The sequence below is a fragment of the Photobacterium minamisatsumaniensis genome (assembly GCF_050336695.1).
In the GTDB taxonomy this organism is placed as follows: Bacteria; Pseudomonadota; Gammaproteobacteria; order Enterobacterales; family Vibrionaceae; genus Photobacterium; species Photobacterium minamisatsumaniensis.
Genome location: NZ_JAKJSI010000064.1, coordinates 1 through 15,744 on the forward strand (window position 1 = coordinate 1; position 15,744 = coordinate 15,744).

Sequence of the window (15,744 nt, forward strand, 5' to 3'; positions counted from 1 at the left end):
CCCATTAAACCTATGAATAACAATGATTTTTATTTGAATTAAATTGCCTGTTTCTAAATGTGAATTTATTCACTATTTAATATACAAAGACTAAAGAACCATATTCCTATGTTATAAAAACAAAAGTGTGATTAAACACATGCATATTATAATAGACAGTTGATCTGGATCATATTCATTACAATTGTATAACGATACGTTAATTATGAAAGGGAGTTGTTTTAGGAGTAAATTGTATGGAACTAAGAAAAGATCCTAAATGTTATACAGACTTATGCTTGAATGGAAAGTGGTTTCACCATGATCACTGTACGACGAAGGCTTATATGTTACATGGTGGGGCTTCTTACGATATTGAATTAAACAAAATGCCAACAACAGAAAGTGAATTAGAAGAACTGTTAATGCAAGCACTATAGTGTCCGTAAAGAAGGCGTTACTGTATTCATATAATAATACGATATTTAATAATGACAAACTCAATAATACTGGCCAACACACTTCTTGTGTTGGCCAGTAAGTATTTTAACTTTTGCAATGATGCATAGTTAAGGTGCAAGTGTTAAAACTTATACCGCTGCCTCTCTCGTTTTCCACAATGAACCAACAATTGCCGCTGTAATTGTCAGAACAATAACGCCTAGCGATACTGGTGTTGGAATAGCATAGCTTGTTTCCATTAGCAGCATCTTGATACCAATGAAGCTAAGAATAAACGCCAGTGCAGGACGTAGGTAACAGAAGCGAGTCAACATGCCTTCTAGTACGAAATACAAAGAGCGTAAGCCAAGCAGGGCAAATACATTTGCAGTTAATACGAGAAACGGTTCTTTTGTTACAGCAAAAATTGCTGGGATAGAATCAAGTGCAAACATCACATCGGTCAGTGCAATAACGGCAATGACGATCAGTAACGGAGTTGCAATCCAGCCTTTACTGTCTTTAGTAAAGAAGCGGTTGCCTTGATATTCATCACTGACACGAAAACACTTTTTAACCAGACGTACAGGCAATGAGTTTGAAAAGTCCTCTTGCTCTTCTTCATCTTCTTTCCATAGCTTGTAACCGGTATATAGTAAGAATGCCGCAAAGATATATAAGATCCAATGGAACTGGGTCAGTAGCTCAGCACCAACAGCGATCATTATGCCACGTAATATCAATGCACCAACAACCCCAAGCATTAACACTCGTGGTCTAATTGCATTTGGTACTGCAAATTGAGCAAAGATCAGTGCAAAGACAAACAAGTTATCGACACTGAGCGACTTCTCTAACAGGTAGCCTGTTAAGAATGCCGTTGCTGCTTCACTGTTTGTATAACTACTTTCTGGTGACATCAGTGGCCAGTATAAGTAGATAACGAGGTTAAAGATTAAAGCCAGTGCAACCCAGAATAAACTCCAGATAGCGGCTTTTTTGATAGTGACGTTGCCACCACGGGTTTGATATAAGTCCAGCGCCAACATTAATACTGTTAGAACAGCAAAGCCTTCGTAGCTTAATAGGCTCATCATTTTCTCCTTTCACGATCGCGCGAAAGGGGCGGGTATGAAATGCCAAGACCTTCCGCGCATTAATAACACTACACAAATGTGCATAAATTAATGGCGTTGGTCTCGTCAGAATGGTGTAACGCAGATGCTTACAAATCCACCCTCGGCTGCCGGAAGCATATGGCTTCGAGATGACGACAGACGAACAATTGGTGACTACTCCCCAAACACGCGCATTCTAAGAGCTAGCTCACATTTATGCCAGCATTATTTTGCAAATAAAAAAAGAAATTACTGTCATCAAGTTTTCATACTGTGCAGGTAATTTAGGTATAAATTAATTTGGTCTATACCACTGCGAGTAATGAAGGATGCAAAAAGAAACTTCGGCTTTTCAGCCTTTTTGGTTTGCTCAGGCAATGGGCATTGAAACGTCTAGCCAGCCCAACGTGTTACAAAATGATGTTGAAACTGATGTGTGTATTGTCGGCGGCGGTTTTACCGGCTTATGGACAGCCATTAATCTTAAACAGCAACAACCTGATTTAGACGTAGTGGTGATTGATAAAGGGCTATGTGGCAGTGGTGCATCCGGTCGAAATGGCGGGTGTATGCTGACATGGTCAACAAAATACTTATCAATGAAGAAGTTATATGGTGAGAAACAGGCTGCTCAGTTAGTCGCCGCATCAGAGCAAGCTGTTTATGAAATCGAGGATTTCTGTGAGCAGCATGATATTGATGCTCAACTGCGACGCAATGGCACGTTATATACCGCAACCAATGAAGCGCAAGAAGGCACAATGGCTGGGGTATTACAGGCATTGAGCAAAGACGAAATTAATAGCTGGCAGTTGTGGGAAAAAGAACGCGTGCAGCAAGATGCTGGCTCAGCCTTACATCGTGAAGGCTTTTTCTCGCCAGCAGCGGCCAGTGTACAGCCTGCCATGTTAGCTCGCGGGCTAAAACGTGTTGCTGAAAAAATGGGCGTGAAGGTATATGAAAATACGCCGATGGAAAGCATTAACACCGATATTCCCATTACAATTACGACCCCAAAAGCTGAGATTTTTGCTAAGAAAGTCGTGTTGGCCTTGAATGCATGGATGCTAGAGCAATTCCCTGAGTTTAAACGCAGCGTCGTTTTGGTTTCATCAGATATGGCAATTACCGATCCTATCCCAGAAAAGCTTGATGCGATGGGGCTGAAAGACGGTAAAACGGTGGTAGATTCACGAACTTTTGTTCATTACTACCGCTCTACACCCGATGGACGTTTAATGCTGGGTAAGGGAGGAAATCATTTCTCATTTGCCAACCGGATCAGCCCGCTATTTGATCAACCTAGTCGTTATCAAGCCATTTTAAGGCGGTCATTTAATCGGTTATTCCCATCATTAAGTAATCAAAAGTTTGTTACTACGTGGACGGGCGCATCTGATCGCTCTACAACAGGAATGCCATTCTTTGGTCGAATGAAGCAGAATCGGGATATTGTGTATGGTTTAGGCTATTCCGGTAATGGTGTTGCACAAACATGGATTGGTGGAAAAATCTTAGCATCGTTATTGCTCGAGCAAGACAATGAATGGACGCGATGCGGGTTAGCAACTGGCCCCAAAGGCTATTTCCCACCAGAGCCGATTCGCTGGACTGGCGCGATGATGGTGCGTAATGCTATCCGACGCAAAGAGGCCGCGGAAGATGCGGGTTTAAAACCAATCTGGCTAGATACGCAGTTGGCAAAGTTTGCGAATGCGGCTGGTAAAGCGGATAAAGCTTAACGTTAAAGTGCACCCTCAAGAAAGAAAAGAGGGTAGTGACGTGGGTTAATAAATTACAGTGGGATCTGATTATATCAGGTCCCACTTTTTGTTTAGTTATTCAGTTATTTACAAGGCTAACTGTCAATATGTCAGAAGCGGCGAAACTAAAGTGTATTGGTGGGTTATGACTAATAGTTTGATACTTTGTTTTGACTTGTTTTTGCCCCTTTTCAATTTAGTGCAATTACTCAGTGATAGGTCGTGCCACTGGAATCACAGTACTTTTGCTCATGGTTAGCAGCATCGAAGCTGTGGAAGGAAACTCCCAATTCCGCGCAAAATCGACTGCTCTTAACAGCAATTTATTACTGCATGAATATTCAAGTACCCAATAAAGCTAAATTCGGGTTAGTAGTGAGTAGGCGGGATTCAGCCAGTAGTCTGGTATGTTCTTTCTGTTGATACCAGTTATTGAAAACCAGAGCCAGTCTATCAACAGTATGAGTGCCAAACTCATAATCACGATAACGGTTGTTCAAATCGAACAATCCACGAGGATCATTTAGGTTGTCTTTGAATCTGATTATTGTCGAGTGGGCGGTAGCAATCTTGTATCTTGAGTCTATGCTTGCATACAGTGGGGAGTTGTTAAATGCTAATCTTAGCTTTTCCCGTACATCGGATAGCAAATCATCTGGCATAAATCCCTGAAGGAGAATGCARCTGGGTGAGGCAGTTATTCCCTTAAAATGAATATCAAAAGAACCTGCATCACAAAGGGCTTCCTTAAATACTTTTACATAATCCGATGCACTGCTACATGACAAAGTATAGTTTTCAGTGCAAGTAACAATCGATAAAACTGTTAGGTGTAAATCGGACTCGGGCTGATAATATTGCTCTGGCTCTAAGGCTTTGACCTCTTGTTGAAAGTTGGCTATTTGGGATGCAAGTGGGCTGCTATGGCGCAAATACGAAAGTGCAGTAATACCTCTACGGGTATCGCTTGAGTTGTTAATCATTGGATCAGGTTGATACTGTTTGGCATCCATCGCCTGTGAAAAACTGTTCCACATTTCATCGTATATGTTTTTTTCTTCTGTCATTTTTCTAACCATATGGAGCTTACTATAGGCAGTAGTAAGGTATGTTATTGGCCACTACAGTACAGGCCAGCAAGCTAAGATATCCCAGAAGTATAAGGGTAACAAGCAAACTAGATTTCACACGAAATCTTTAGTGAACAAAGCCTCCCAAAACTGCTCAAAACGGCATTTCTATCTGACAACCTCTGCTTGCATTTTTTATGCAATTTCGTTGGGCAAGATTAGGCGTTAACGGACAAATGAGTTAGCTACTCACTTGAGTTAACTGGTGAAGATCTATCTGAATACATAGTTCAATCTCCTATTTACTAGAAAATTTATCTCGGTACTCCCTCGGTGTCATTCCTTTGTAGCTCTTGAATAAGCGATTGAAATTTGAAGTATTATTGTATCCAACCATTTGGCATATATGATTGACTTTAAGGCTAGAGGTTTCCAACAACCTAGCAGCATGGCTTAATCGTATTTTTTTTAACCGTTGACTAAATGTTTCGCCAAAATGACGAATAAAAATACGATTAACCGTTCGCTCACAACAAAAAACATGCTGAGACAAATCATGTAACGATATATCTTGAGCATAATGCTGATTCAAATATTCAGATAGTGCTTCAACTCTATCTTTTTCAGACTCAAATTTAACATGTTCAGAAGAACCTAAAGTCACGGGATTCTTGTCTTGAGTTACCACTGAAAAAACACGAAACAGCACCGATAGCTGCTCTAGGCTAGAGGTTTTATAATCAATCTGGTTGATGACTGTTTTCACTTCTACAGCCGTTGGTGGGGAAAATTGAATGGATAAGCCATCGCCAAGTATGCTGGAAAGCTTTCTCATTTCCTTACAGTGCATCAACATATTCGACACCCATTCTTTATCAACCCATAGGCTGTACCTCTCGGGGGGAAGCTTTTTGCTATTAGCTACTAACCCTTTTAAATCATGGGGTAATTCTGGTGGAATCAAGAACAAAGAACACGAAGTGACATCTATATCAACACTTCCAATCCTTATTACTCCTTGGTAGTGATCCAGCAATAGAAATTCAAACTCACTGTGAAAATGAGGTTTCAATAACTCTAAGGGAGAGTTATCTAAATGATGCCTCCAAGAGTAGCCTGGACGTATCAAACTTTTCGTAGGTATAGGTCTCATTCTGCCTGGCACCGATAAATACTGTCTTTAAATGTTGTCGAAATAATACCACCTAATGTCCTGATAGTGCGCCTAAAAGCGCGAAATATACCGAATAATAGACCCAAGAGCTTAGCTAACCTCGAAAACAAAACTAACAACAACTTAAAGAGGTTGAAAGAATGAAGAACTATGCAAAATTCATCTTTGATATGGATGGAACACTTGTCGATTCAAAGGATGCTGTCGAAAAAGCATGGAGTCTATGGGCGCTAGAACATAACATCAATGTTGATCGTATTTTAGCCATATCTCATGGCCGCCCAGCAGACGAAGTCATCAAAGAGCTGATGCCTCACCTTAACATCAAGCAAGAAGTCGCTAAGCTGGAAGCAATAGAATTGAACAATGTCGATTCTGTAAAACCTGTACGCGGAGCCATCGCTTTCTTGAACAAGTTAAACGAACACGACTGGGCAATATTTACTTCTGCGCCAAGGGCATTAGCAGTCCAACGATTGATGGCTGCCTCAATTCCAGTACCTCAAATATTGGTTACTGTAGAGGATGTACAAAAAGGAAAGCCTGACCCAGAAGGCTACAAGCTAACGGCCAAAAAACTAAAAGTACTCCCTGAGCATTGTCTTGTTTTTGAAGATGCTCTAGCAGGTATACAATCCGCCCTAAGCGCTGGGTGTGATGTTGTCAATATTACCGCTGTTGCGCCTGAACAACCAACTATAGCTGGAGTTACGTCAGCAAGGGATTATTTTGATGTATCAGTATATCTAAACGACCACTTCATTCAGGTATAAAACTATGGTTCAACCAAAAGTAAGGAACATTGTTTTCGACGTTGGCAACGTGATTGTCCGTTGGGATCCTTTAGAAATAACTCGACTCACTTTTGTGGAGAGTGAAGATCATGAACAACTTGCCAAAGCAATCTTCCAATCCCAGACGTGGGCAGATTTGAACAAAGGACTCATATCAGAAACAAAAGCAAAAACTCACTATCAGCAAATACTCGGGTTATCAGAGCGGGAGTGTGAACAGCTATTTTATTATGTAAAGCAGACTCAACGTCTAATAGTCGGTTCAATTGAACTCATTCAACACATTAAAAGTGCAGGTTATGGTGTTTATGCACTAACGGATAACGTTCACGAAATAGTATCCTACTTAAAGTCAACCTACTCATTTTGGCCGCTATTTGATGGAGCGATAGTATCAGCGGATGTGGGCATGCTGAAACCTCAACCAGAAATTTATCACTCGTTACTCAATAAGTTCGATCTTACAGCTTCAGAGACCGTGTTTATTGATGACATGCTTTACAATGTGGAAGGAGCAAAGTCTGTTGGTATGTATGCAATTCAATTTGAAGATATAGACCAATGTGAAAAAGACTTAATTTCTCTAGGGCTGAATATCTAGGGCGTTTTAGGAGCTGTTCCATTTTCATGTACATCAAAAAAATCTGCATAAAGCGAATCCGATGCCATAGATAGAGATTGCTTGGTTTCGTCCATTTTCGCGCATATCAGCCATCGTAAGAAGCGATGGCTGTTTGTACTTTGGGATACTAAAAGTTATCCGTGAAAAGCTAAATTAGTAAACTCACTGACTCAGTTTGTCCAAAAGTGTGTTTCCCTCAGTAATGACACTAAAGCACGCTACTGTGTGATCACCCTGCGCTGCAATACTTCTTCACTCTATAGATCAGATGCTATTTTCATTTGATAAGTGTACACTTATCAAACTCACATCGAATTTGGACTTACCTTGAAAGAAAACACTGAAAAACGCTCTTGTAGTAGAGGCGGATCTAGGCCGGGCTGTGGTCGCAAGCCCGGTGAGAAAACGCGTCCGGTACGCTTACCTGAATGGTTGTTGGATGCATTAGAAGATATCGATGACCCTCGCCACTGTATTGTCAAAGCTTGCATTGAACATTACGGCATTGAACCTCCCCGAAAGAAAGAGTCACATGACTAAAAAACAGTTTATCGCGCATTTTCTGCGTATGAATCGCAAATCATATATGCTTGCGATTGTTTTCATATTTCTCGTTAACTGGCTTCAAGTCGAAATTCCCCGTTATATTCAACTGTCGATTGACCTGATTGACAGTGCATCTTCAGCCGAGCATCAACAGCTTAAAACGTATGTTGGCATTGTTGTGGTGATGGCTGTATCTATGACGGTGGTTCGAATTTTTTCTCGTATTTATGCGCTTAACCCAGGTCGAATCACCGAGGCGGCATTAAAAAACATTCTTCTGAAAAAGCTGAATCGTTTGCCAAACAGTTTTCATGAAAAGTTTGCGTCGGGAAAACTCATTTCAATTATTAATAATGACCTGAATGGTGTCCGTCTATTTTTTGGTGTCGGTTTTCTGCAGTTTTTTAATGCCTTGCTTGCGCTTTCGTTAACGCCGTTATGGATGTGGCGTATCTCACCAGAGCTGACACTCTATTCGGTAGTGCCTATTGCTATTGCTTTCGTGATTTTTCGTATTGGCTTTAAGCGAATGAAAAAGCTTCATATGGAGCATATGCATCGCTTGCAAAATCTCTCAGCTCAATTGATGAGTTATTTAACTGGCATCGATTTAATTAAAAGCCAGCAAATGTCACCTTGGGTGAAGGGCGAAATCGAAAAGCTCAACCAGCAATTACTTCGTTGCCGACTGCAGATCACACGCATTCAGGTGTTTTTTATGCCGGTATTAGATTATGCCAATGATCTGATGAAAATTATGATCCTTGGTATTGGGGGTTATATGCTGATGGATCAGCAGCTCACTCTCGGTGAAATTACCGCTTTTCTTACCTATTCAGTATTGCTTGCGATGCCGCTAATGCAATTAGGCCGAATAGCGACTATTTATCAACGTGGCATGGTCGGTATTGAAAGTGTACAGACCATTTTGAATGCTGAAACGCCACAAAAGGATGTAGCATTACTACCTCAATCAGACGTTGAAAAGTTAAAAGCTAAAACGCTTTCGGTTCGTAACTTGAGCTTCAGCTATCAAGATAAGGAAGCGTTAATTCTAGACAACATCAGCTTTGATATTCCACCGGGTAAAAAAGTGGGCGTATTGGGGAGTATTGGTGCTGGTAAAACAACGCTAGTGAATTGCCTTAATCATCATTTAGATGTGCCAGAGGGCACTGTTTTTATTGGCGATACAGACGTGACAACGTTCTCCCGTACGGATTTACGTCGTTATATAAAAACAGTGACTCAAGATCCGTATTTATTCTCTGCAACCGTAGAGGAGAATATTCGTTTTGGTAGTCGTGGTGCCGATATTGCTAAAGCTCAGGTCGATGAAGTACTGGAACTGAGTCAATTGGCCAGCGATGTTTACAGGTTTGAACAAGGTGATCAAACACTGGTTGGTGAGAAGGGGATAATGCTGTCTGGTGGCCAAAAGCAACGCTTGAGTATTGCACGCGCTCTGCTTGAACCTTGTGATGTGATTATTATGGACAATGTACTGTCGGCTGTCGATTACGAAACCGAACGTAAAATTCTCGAAGGGTTATTTGAACGTTTGGATAACCAGTCTGTATTGGTTGTATCTCACCGCGTTAACGCACTTGAATATATGGATGAAGTTATCGTGCTCAATGAAGGGAAGGTTATCGCGAAAGGTAATCATGCCACTCTACTTCAAACTTGCCCTTATTATTTTGAAACGTGGCAACTGCAACAGAATGAAACGGAGGCGGCAGCATGTTAAACGGCATTGATGTTAAATATTTAAAGCACTTTTTCAAGTTTGCCAAAAAATACAAAGGCTCCGCAATACTTGGCATTAGCATGCTTCCATTGACTGTGATTACCAGTCTATTGTTCCCTTGGCTCATTATTCAGGTCATTGATGTTCACTTGTCGCAGGGGAACACCGATGGGTTGTTGTTGTATATCTTCTTCCTGCTCATTGTGCTTATTGCAAACTATGTTGTTGATACAACCTATTCATACAACTTGCGCAAGACAGGTCAGTACACAATTACCGATATGCGTTCGGTGCTTGTTGATCGCGTACTTAAGTTGCCACGTAGTTATTTTGATAACACACCGACAGGGGTAACACTTTCTCGTTTAACGAGTGACTTGGAAACCATTGGTGAGACGTTTATTCAGTCCATTGTTGGATTGGTGAAAGACACGCTCAATACCATCGCGTTACTGGTGATGATGTTATTTATTGACTGGCAGCTGACACTGATCGTCTTGGTTGTTATGCCACCAGTGATGTACCTAACTGTCTATGTTCGTAATCGTCTTCGGGCGTTGTATCAGGTCACACGCTCGACGTTGGCACGTGGTATTGGTTTTTTACAGGAAGTCTTACTAGGAGTGAAAACCGTTCAGCTTTATCGTGCCGAAGAAGAAGTTGAAATTAAATATAAGGGATTTACTGATGAGTTTTTAAAAGCTCAAAAGAAGGTCAATAAATATGACGCCATTTTGTTTGCCTTTATTTCCGGGGTTACCTCTATCACCGTCGCACTGATGATTTGGTATGGTTCCGGGCAAGTCATTCAAGGTACGGTAACCTTGGGTGTGTTGATTGCATTTATCAATACGCTGGAAAAGGTCTTTGTGCCAATTCGGGACTTTACTTCCCAAATTGCGTCTATTCAAAGTTCGTTTGCCGCTTTTGACCATATTGAGGAACTTTTTGTCGAACCAACAGAGGAAGAAGGGCGTAACTTGCATCCGGCACATAAGGTTGAAAAACAGCTAAGCGAGTTTGTTAGTCTTGAGTTCAACAATGTCAGCTTCCGTTACAAAGATGATTCACCCTATGTACTGAAAAATGTGTCATTTTCTTTGGAAAAGGGGCATCAAATTGCACTTGTTGGTTCAACCGGTTCAGGTAAGTCGACTATTATGCGTTTGATATCAAAAACGTACCAAAATTACGAAGGCAGTATTCTTTTAAATGGTATTGAGCTTTCTCAAGTTTCAATTGAGGATTGTGCTCATCTATTTTCATTGATGATGCAGGATGTTCACTTGTTTGAAGAGAGTGTGCACTTCAATATTGCTTTGGGTAAGACGGATATTTCACGAGAGCAGGTAGAGCAGGCTGCACGGTATGTTTATGCCGATCACTTTATTGAGCAACTTCCTAAAAACTATGACTTCTGTTTGGATAAAAATGGCTCAAATCTTTCAGTTGGTCAGACTCAGTTGATATCTTTCGCTCGTGCTGTCGCACAGGGCGGCCAGGTAATGATGTTGGATGAGGCGACAAGTTCTGTAGATTCCATAACCGAAGATCTGATCCAGAAAGCGATGCAGCGTTTGTTCAAAGAAAAAACGGTGATCGCCATTGCTCACCGTCTAAGTACAGTGCGTCACTCGGATATCATTCTAGTGCTAGAACAAGGTGAAATCGTGGAAAGGGGCAACCACCAAGAACTGATCGCTCACAGCGGTATTTATGCAGGTTTGCTGAACGAGTCTATTCTGAAAACGGAAGAGCTGACAGTAGCTGCAACTTGATTTGATAAAAGTTGGTGTGAAGGTACATAAATTGCTGCAATTCGTTGTTTGCTTAGATAGTTGTGATGTTTTCTGTACCTTCAACAGCGATTACCTGAAAAAACACTGAGCATAATCTTGATGGCTACTTAAGCTGTTATTGTTTTGCTGCAGTATGTGACAATACTCCTATCTTTATTTTCTGTGTTTTTGTTGGACATACGTTGTAACACAACATATGATTTTTCACTGTTCAAAGCACTTAAGTTATCTATAATCCGGAATATCATTGGTAAAGGTTAGTTAGATCTTGATTAAACACTTTTATATAGTCGTTGTGTTATTTGTATTATCGCTTGGTGTGAATACCGCGATAGCACAAGAGCAGGTGACATTTAATAAAGTGGGGTACCTACTAACAACGAATGACGCTGAACCGAGTAAGGTTAACGACCAGCTGCAAGGTGAGCACTTAGAGATTGTTGCTTTAACCCAAGAAGATGATCGTTCGGTTAACAATGAAATGTTTGATGGGTGTATTCTAAATGCTCTACGGCGCCTAATTAGCACCGATCAGTATGCGAGCATGGGCATAGTGCCCGAATATCACCTTATCGTGTCATTTTTATCTCCTGCATTGCTAGAAATGGCCAGGATAAAAGTAGTCATTCCTGATACAAGTTCTCATTGGATCAGTCGAGTTTCTTCACCTCTTTCTCGCCTTGCGGGTTGGAAAGATGGCAATACATTGTATACACATAATCACTCCCGCCTTAGCTAATTATCTCTGATCAATATCGCCTGATATTGAATGCGTAATTTGTATCATGCGATTTAGTTTAGCCATATTTGAATCTATCATTGCATGTCAGTTGATCTCGTTTTTAGAGAGGTTAAAGCATTGAAAAATAACTCTATTTATCAACCAATAAATGTTCCTTTCCGTTTGAAGGGAATGGCTCTGCTGCTTGTTATAGCCATTTATGTATTTTCACATTGGCCGCCAAATTGGGGGAGGTATTCAGGTCTTAAGGATAATGAATATATTGATAGTCGCGTTGCATCGATAGTTCAAAACCAAGAAGGCAATATCGCTTCAAAGGCACTCGTTCACTTCATTTTGGGTCAGAATCGAAGCAATGTTGCCAAGGTAAACTCATGAGTTTTTTTCGTTTGAATTGATTTTTAAGGTAATAGTTATGCAAGAGATTTTATTAGCGATCTGGCACCATGACTTTGAGGCGTTGCAGCAAGTTAGCTCTTTAAATTGGTTTATATTCTTACTTGCCACTGTTCTGTTTTTAGAATCGAGCTTTGTTTTTTTGCCATTACCTGGCGACAGTTTAGTTTTGTTTGCGGGTGGAATGATAGGGCTCGGAATTTTAGATTTTCATACTACCGTTGCAGCCTTAACCATGGCGGCAGCCATCGGTGGCTATATGGGTTACCTGCAGGGTAGGGTGTTACATAAAACGGCTTTCGTTAGTTGGCTTGAACGAATTCTTCCTGACGGAACGTTAGAAAAAGCGCGAGATCTGCTGAATAAGTATGGCTTCCTTTCATTGTTTGCTTCTCGCTTTGTCCCTTTTGTTCGAGTTCTTACTCCTATGTTGATGGGTATTGCCAAGCTGAGTGCATGGCGAGTGCTACTGAGTAATATAGGTAGCTCCTTAATATGGTGTTTAGTGCTGTTACTTGCGGGTAAGTGGGTCATGTTGAATCCAATGCTGAGTGACTATCAGACTCTTCTGACTAAAGGGTTGGTGTTTACCAGTTTAATTCTAATGACCTCAGCGGTTATTGGCTTGCTATACCGCATGATCCGCACTAAGAATATGGCGGCAGCCCCTATTGAAAGACAGGAGTAGAATGTGATGAATAAGAGTAGTACCGTCATCCTGTTCTTGATTTGTCTAGGCTGGGTGGCATTTGTTTTATTCTATTTCTACGGGGCTTTTGTATTTGAAGAGATGCCTGCAGAATTAAGCCTTGATATATTCCACTTCGATGGGGGGAACGAGGCGCAAGCGGAAGAGCAGTGAACATAATCGATTCTCAAGCCCTTGAGTAAGTAAACCTTACTCAAGGGTAAGTGGTAGTAATAATTGATAGCCTGATTACTTATCCAAGACAGCCATAGACTCAATACAAATGGCATCATGGCGCCAGTATTCAAGGTCACAGTCAATGAGGTTGTCATGTTGATCATAGTTCAGGCGTTCTACTAACATCGCTGGGCTGCCTGCGGTTGCACGAAGGTGGTGTGCAGTATCACCCAATAAAGAGGTTGTACTCACACGGTAACGGGTTTTAGAGTAAATAACCCCATACTCTTGCTCATAGAGCGCCGTTAATGAGGCCGTAAAATGCTTTTCTAACAAGTTAGGGAAGTATTTAGGCAAAATAAAGTTGGTGACAACGACTACAGGGCGATCGTCTAGGTAGCGTAAGCGATCAACACGGAAGACTTCGGACAGTGGGGGCACTTGCAGTAGCGATGCTGCGCGGCGGCTGGCTGGTATTAATTGTGCGTTGATGAGTTCTGTTTTTGCCTTGCGACCTTGCTCTTCAGCCATGACCGGAAAGTTGGTGGTGTAAGTCGGATCATAGGTCAGCGGTTCTGGTGAAACAAACCAACCACGGCGGTCTTCACGATACAGTTTTCCTTCGGCTTCTAGCAATGCCAATGACTCTCGCAGCGTGACGCGCGTAGTGTTAAATGACTCTGCTAGTTTTCGTTCTGCGGGTAATTTATTACCAGCGGTAAGAAGGCCTGCATCAATCTGTTCATTGATGGCTTCCATGATTTTAAGATATTGCACGATTAACCCTATATAAAATGCAGATTCGATTATCACCTCATTTCATACAAAGGGCATAATCGAATGGGCATTATACCCTATGTATCAATGAATAAACGGCAATAGAACGTTAGAATAATTCTATTACCGTTTAGTGAATAGCGTGCTATTAACACTGTTGCTGTTAGCGTTTACGCCATGACTGGGTATGACGGTCAATTAACTGACTTGAACCAACATGCGCCAGTTTCACACTGGCTGCTGTTAATAAAATCATTACAGCCATTGCCGCTGCAGGCCCTGTTTGACCCGCATCATCCATGTTTAATACCGAGACAGATGCAGGCATGGTGTCAGAGGCGTACAAGAAGACAATGGCAGAGGTTGTGGTCATTGCGTTGACAAACATGTACACCGCAATCTCTAAAATTGCAGGCATACAAACGGGGACGGTGACTTTAAAAAACACTTTATATTGTGGCATTTTGATGGATGCAGAAATGGCTTCGACTTCAGCGGGGAGCTGCTTCAGTGCCGTTAATGCTGTCATATGCCCAACCGTGTAGTAGTGAATTACCGTGTTGATCACCAAGATTGTCATGGTGCCGTATAACACTGACAATGGGTTGGTCGGACTATTGAAGAAAAATATATAGCCTAAGCCCAGTACCATGCCTGGTACTGCCATCGGAATAATCGCAATCATTTGCAGTAAGTTACGCAGTGGTGCAAAGGCACGGCCTTTCTCAATGCTATAAGCGCCAATGAAAATTACCACGGTACCAATGACAGCAACCCATGAAGCCAGTTTGATGGAGTTGAAATACGGTGCCCAGCCATAGGTACTGTATTGAGCAAAGTCGTAGTTATTTAAACTGAGGGTTAAGTTCCAAGGCCAGAATGTAACCAGCGAACCATAAATAGCCATACCAATTACCGTCAGGATTGATAAGCAAATAACACTACAGAATATAAAACACAGGCCATCACGCAGTTTATTGGGCTCTGGGCTATAAGCGACAGAACGCGAATCAAACAGGCCTTGCTGTTTTTTCTGTACCCAGCGATCGGCAAAGAAGGCCAGTAAGGCTGGTAATAGAAGAATAACGCTGGTTACAGCACCCATGGAAAAGTTCTGTTGCCCGACGACTTGCTTAAAAATATCGGTCGCTAATACGTTATAGCTACCACCAATTACCTTTGGTACGCCAAAGTCACACACAACCAAGGTAAAAACCACGATTAAGGCACTGATCAAACCGTACTTCGCGGCTGGCAACGTGACGACAAAGAAGGTTTTGAACGATGACGTATTCAGCGCTTTAGCTGCTTCGTATAAACGCGCGTCAGAGGTTTTTAACGAGGTCGTTAAGATCATCACCGCGTGAGGAAACGTCCAGAAAATCAAACCAATCGCAATACCAATAGGACCATAAATTGAATGTCCTAGCAGTAGATCTTTGGCAATGCCTTGATTACCAAACAGGTAAATAAGACTGATTGCAGGCAGCAGTGATGGAGCAAGTATCGGGGCGGCGCCTAATACGTTAAATACGCCTTTGAATGGCATGCAGCTACGGGTAATAGCATACGCATAGCCAAACGCCAGCACACCGACACAAAGCGTAACGATTGTACCGATAAAAACGGTATTCTTTAGTGACAACCACAGTGCTGGTGACGCGAAATATTCAGCAAAGTTGGTAAGGCCAACAAAGTCGCCTTGGCTGTTTAGCACACTTTTCTGCAGCATCGCGGCTAAAGGACCAAGCACGAAAAGCCCCATGATAACCATGATAAGTATCAGAATGGTGGCTAGAATTAGGCTATCTTTACTCAACGCATTTTTCAGCATCGCCAGGCGATAAGGTGAAAACGGGTGACGTGTGCTTCTTGCACTTTCATTAGCTAACGTATTCATTCCGGTGT

At 41.7% G+C, this 15,744-nt stretch carries 16 protein-coding genes; 11 read left to right on the top strand and 5 right to left on the bottom strand.

The genetic code is table 11. The annotated features are described in order from the left end of the window. The first annotated feature begins 236 nt into the window (after nucleotides 1–236). Nucleotides 237–419, top strand: a complete 183-nt coding sequence (locus tag L4D78_RS26250; RefSeq protein ID WP_428469661.1) for a hypothetical protein — start codon at nucleotides 237–239, stop codon at nucleotides 417–419. Nucleotides 420–569: 150 nt separating this feature from the next. On the opposite strand, the gene L4D78_RS26255 is transcribed toward L4D78_RS26250, so the two are convergent. Further along, nucleotides 570–1,514, bottom strand: a complete 945-nt coding sequence (locus L4D78_RS26255; protein ID WP_428460924.1) for a TerC family protein — start codon at nucleotides 1,512–1,514, stop codon at nucleotides 570–572. Nucleotides 1,515–1,867: 353 nt separating this feature from the next. Between L4D78_RS26255 and L4D78_RS26260 the strand changes: the two genes are divergently transcribed. After that, complete coding sequence (locus tag L4D78_RS26260; protein ID WP_428469662.1) at nucleotides 1,868–3,280, top strand: FAD-dependent oxidoreductase; 1,413 nt, start codon at nucleotides 1,868–1,870, stop codon at nucleotides 3,278–3,280. A gap of 362 nt (nucleotides 3,281–3,642) precedes the next feature. On the opposite strand, the gene L4D78_RS26265 is transcribed toward L4D78_RS26260, so the two are convergent. Both L4D78_RS26265 and L4D78_RS26270 read right to left on the bottom strand, forming a co-directional pair. Beyond that, nucleotides 3,643–4,368 (bottom strand): 2'-5' RNA ligase family protein, encoded by a 726-nt coding sequence (locus L4D78_RS26265; protein ID WP_428469663.1) that lies wholly within the window; start codon nucleotides 4,366–4,368, stop codon nucleotides 3,643–3,645. 301 nt (nucleotides 4,369–4,669) lie between these two features. Continuing rightward, a complete protein-coding gene (locus L4D78_RS26270) occupies nucleotides 4,670–5,524 on the bottom strand; it encodes an AraC family transcriptional regulator (protein WP_428469664.1) in 855 nt (284 codons plus the stop codon). Nucleotides 5,525–5,685: 161 nt separating this feature from the next. Between L4D78_RS26270 and L4D78_RS26275 the strand changes: the two genes are divergently transcribed. The 9 genes from L4D78_RS26275 to L4D78_RS26315 all read left to right on the top strand — a co-directional run bounded on the left by L4D78_RS26275 (nucleotide 5,686) and on the right by L4D78_RS26315 (nucleotide 13,056). Then, the gene (locus tag L4D78_RS26275; RefSeq protein WP_428469665.1) at nucleotides 5,686–6,318 is read left to right on the top strand and encodes an HAD-IA family hydrolase; all 633 of its coding nucleotides are present in this window, start codon (nucleotides 5,686–5,688) and stop codon (nucleotides 6,316–6,318) included. A 4-nt stretch (nucleotides 6,319–6,322) separates the two neighbouring features. Next, nucleotides 6,323–6,940 (top strand): HAD family hydrolase, encoded by a 618-nt coding sequence (locus tag L4D78_RS26280; RefSeq protein WP_428469666.1) that lies wholly within the window; start codon nucleotides 6,323–6,325, stop codon nucleotides 6,938–6,940. Nucleotides 6,941–7,288: 348 nt separating this feature from the next. Continuing rightward, nucleotides 7,289–7,501: a hypothetical protein gene (locus tag L4D78_RS26285; protein WP_428469667.1), complete on the top strand. Its 213-nt coding sequence runs from the start codon at nucleotides 7,289–7,291 to the stop codon at nucleotides 7,499–7,501. Then, entirely contained in the window at nucleotides 7,494–9,257 is a 1,764-nt protein-coding gene (locus tag L4D78_RS26290) for an ABC transporter ATP-binding protein (RefSeq protein ID WP_428469668.1), read from the top strand. Before L4D78_RS26285 ends, L4D78_RS26290 begins: the two co-directional genes overlap by 8 nt. After that, entirely contained in the window at nucleotides 9,251–11,035 is a 1,785-nt protein-coding gene (locus L4D78_RS26295; protein WP_428469669.1) for an ABC transporter ATP-binding protein, read from the top strand. The genes L4D78_RS26290 and L4D78_RS26295 overlap by 7 nt, the downstream gene beginning before the upstream one ends. A 289-nt stretch (nucleotides 11,036–11,324) precedes the next feature. Further along, complete coding sequence (locus L4D78_RS26300; RefSeq protein ID WP_428469670.1) at nucleotides 11,325–11,795, top strand: hypothetical protein; 471 nt, start codon at nucleotides 11,325–11,327, stop codon at nucleotides 11,793–11,795. Between the two features lie 84 nt (nucleotides 11,796–11,879). Beyond that, a complete protein-coding gene (locus L4D78_RS26305) occupies nucleotides 11,880–12,176 on the top strand; it encodes a hypothetical protein (protein WP_428469671.1) in 297 nt (98 codons plus the stop codon). A gap of 37 nt (nucleotides 12,177–12,213) precedes the next feature. Beyond that, nucleotides 12,214–12,882, top strand: coding sequence for a DedA family protein (locus L4D78_RS26310; protein WP_428469672.1), 669 nt, complete (start codon nucleotides 12,214–12,216; stop codon nucleotides 12,880–12,882). Nucleotides 12,883–12,888: 6 nt separating this feature from the next. Further along, nucleotides 12,889–13,056 (top strand): hypothetical protein, encoded by a 168-nt coding sequence (locus L4D78_RS26315; RefSeq protein ID WP_428469673.1) that lies wholly within the window; start codon nucleotides 12,889–12,891, stop codon nucleotides 13,054–13,056. Between the two features lie 75 nt (nucleotides 13,057–13,131). Here L4D78_RS26315 and phnR read toward each other — a convergent pair whose 3' ends face one another. Then, complete coding sequence (phnR, locus tag L4D78_RS26320) at nucleotides 13,132–13,836, bottom strand: phosphonate utilization transcriptional regulator PhnR (protein ID WP_428469674.1); 705 nt, start codon at nucleotides 13,834–13,836, stop codon at nucleotides 13,132–13,134. 163 nt (nucleotides 13,837–13,999) lie between these two features. Beyond that, nucleotides 14,000–15,670, bottom strand: coding sequence for a putative 2-aminoethylphosphonate ABC transporter permease subunit (locus L4D78_RS26325; protein WP_428469685.1), 1,671 nt, complete (start codon nucleotides 15,668–15,670; stop codon nucleotides 14,000–14,002). Between the last annotated feature and the right edge of the window lie 74 nt (nucleotides 15,671–15,744).

Coding starts and splice junctions, on each gene's coding strand:
- L4D78_RS26250 (WP_428469661.1), top strand. CDS start 237: ATGGAACTAAGAAAAGATCCTAAATGTTATACAGACTTATGCTTGAAT.
- L4D78_RS26255 (WP_428460924.1), bottom strand. CDS start 1,514: ATGAGCCTATTAAGCTACGAAGGCTTTGCTGTTCTAACAGTATTAATG.
- L4D78_RS26260 (WP_428469662.1), top strand. CDS start 1,868: ATGCAAAAAGAAACTTCGGCTTTTCAGCCTTTTTGGTTTGCTCAGGCA.
- L4D78_RS26270 (WP_428469664.1), bottom strand. CDS start 5,524: ATGAGACCTATACCTACGAAAAGTTTGATACGTCCAGGCTACTCTTGG.
- L4D78_RS26275 (WP_428469665.1), top strand. CDS start 5,686: ATGAAGAACTATGCAAAATTCATCTTTGATATGGATGGAACACTTGTC.
- L4D78_RS26280 (WP_428469666.1), top strand. CDS start 6,323: ATGGTTCAACCAAAAGTAAGGAACATTGTTTTCGACGTTGGCAACGTG.
- L4D78_RS26290 (WP_428469668.1), top strand. CDS start 7,494: ATGACTAAAAAACAGTTTATCGCGCATTTTCTGCGTATGAATCGCAAA.
- L4D78_RS26295 (WP_428469669.1), top strand. CDS start 9,251: ATGTTAAACGGCATTGATGTTAAATATTTAAAGCACTTTTTCAAGTTT.
- L4D78_RS26305 (WP_428469671.1), top strand. CDS start 11,880: ATGTCAGTTGATCTCGTTTTTAGAGAGGTTAAAGCATTGAAAAATAAC.
- L4D78_RS26310 (WP_428469672.1), top strand. CDS start 12,214: ATGCAAGAGATTTTATTAGCGATCTGGCACCATGACTTTGAGGCGTTG.
- L4D78_RS26315 (WP_428469673.1), top strand. CDS start 12,889: ATGAATAAGAGTAGTACCGTCATCCTGTTCTTGATTTGTCTAGGCTGG.
- L4D78_RS26325 (WP_428469685.1), bottom strand. CDS start 15,670: ATGCTGAAAAATGCGTTGAGTAAAGATAGCCTAATTCTAGCCACCATT.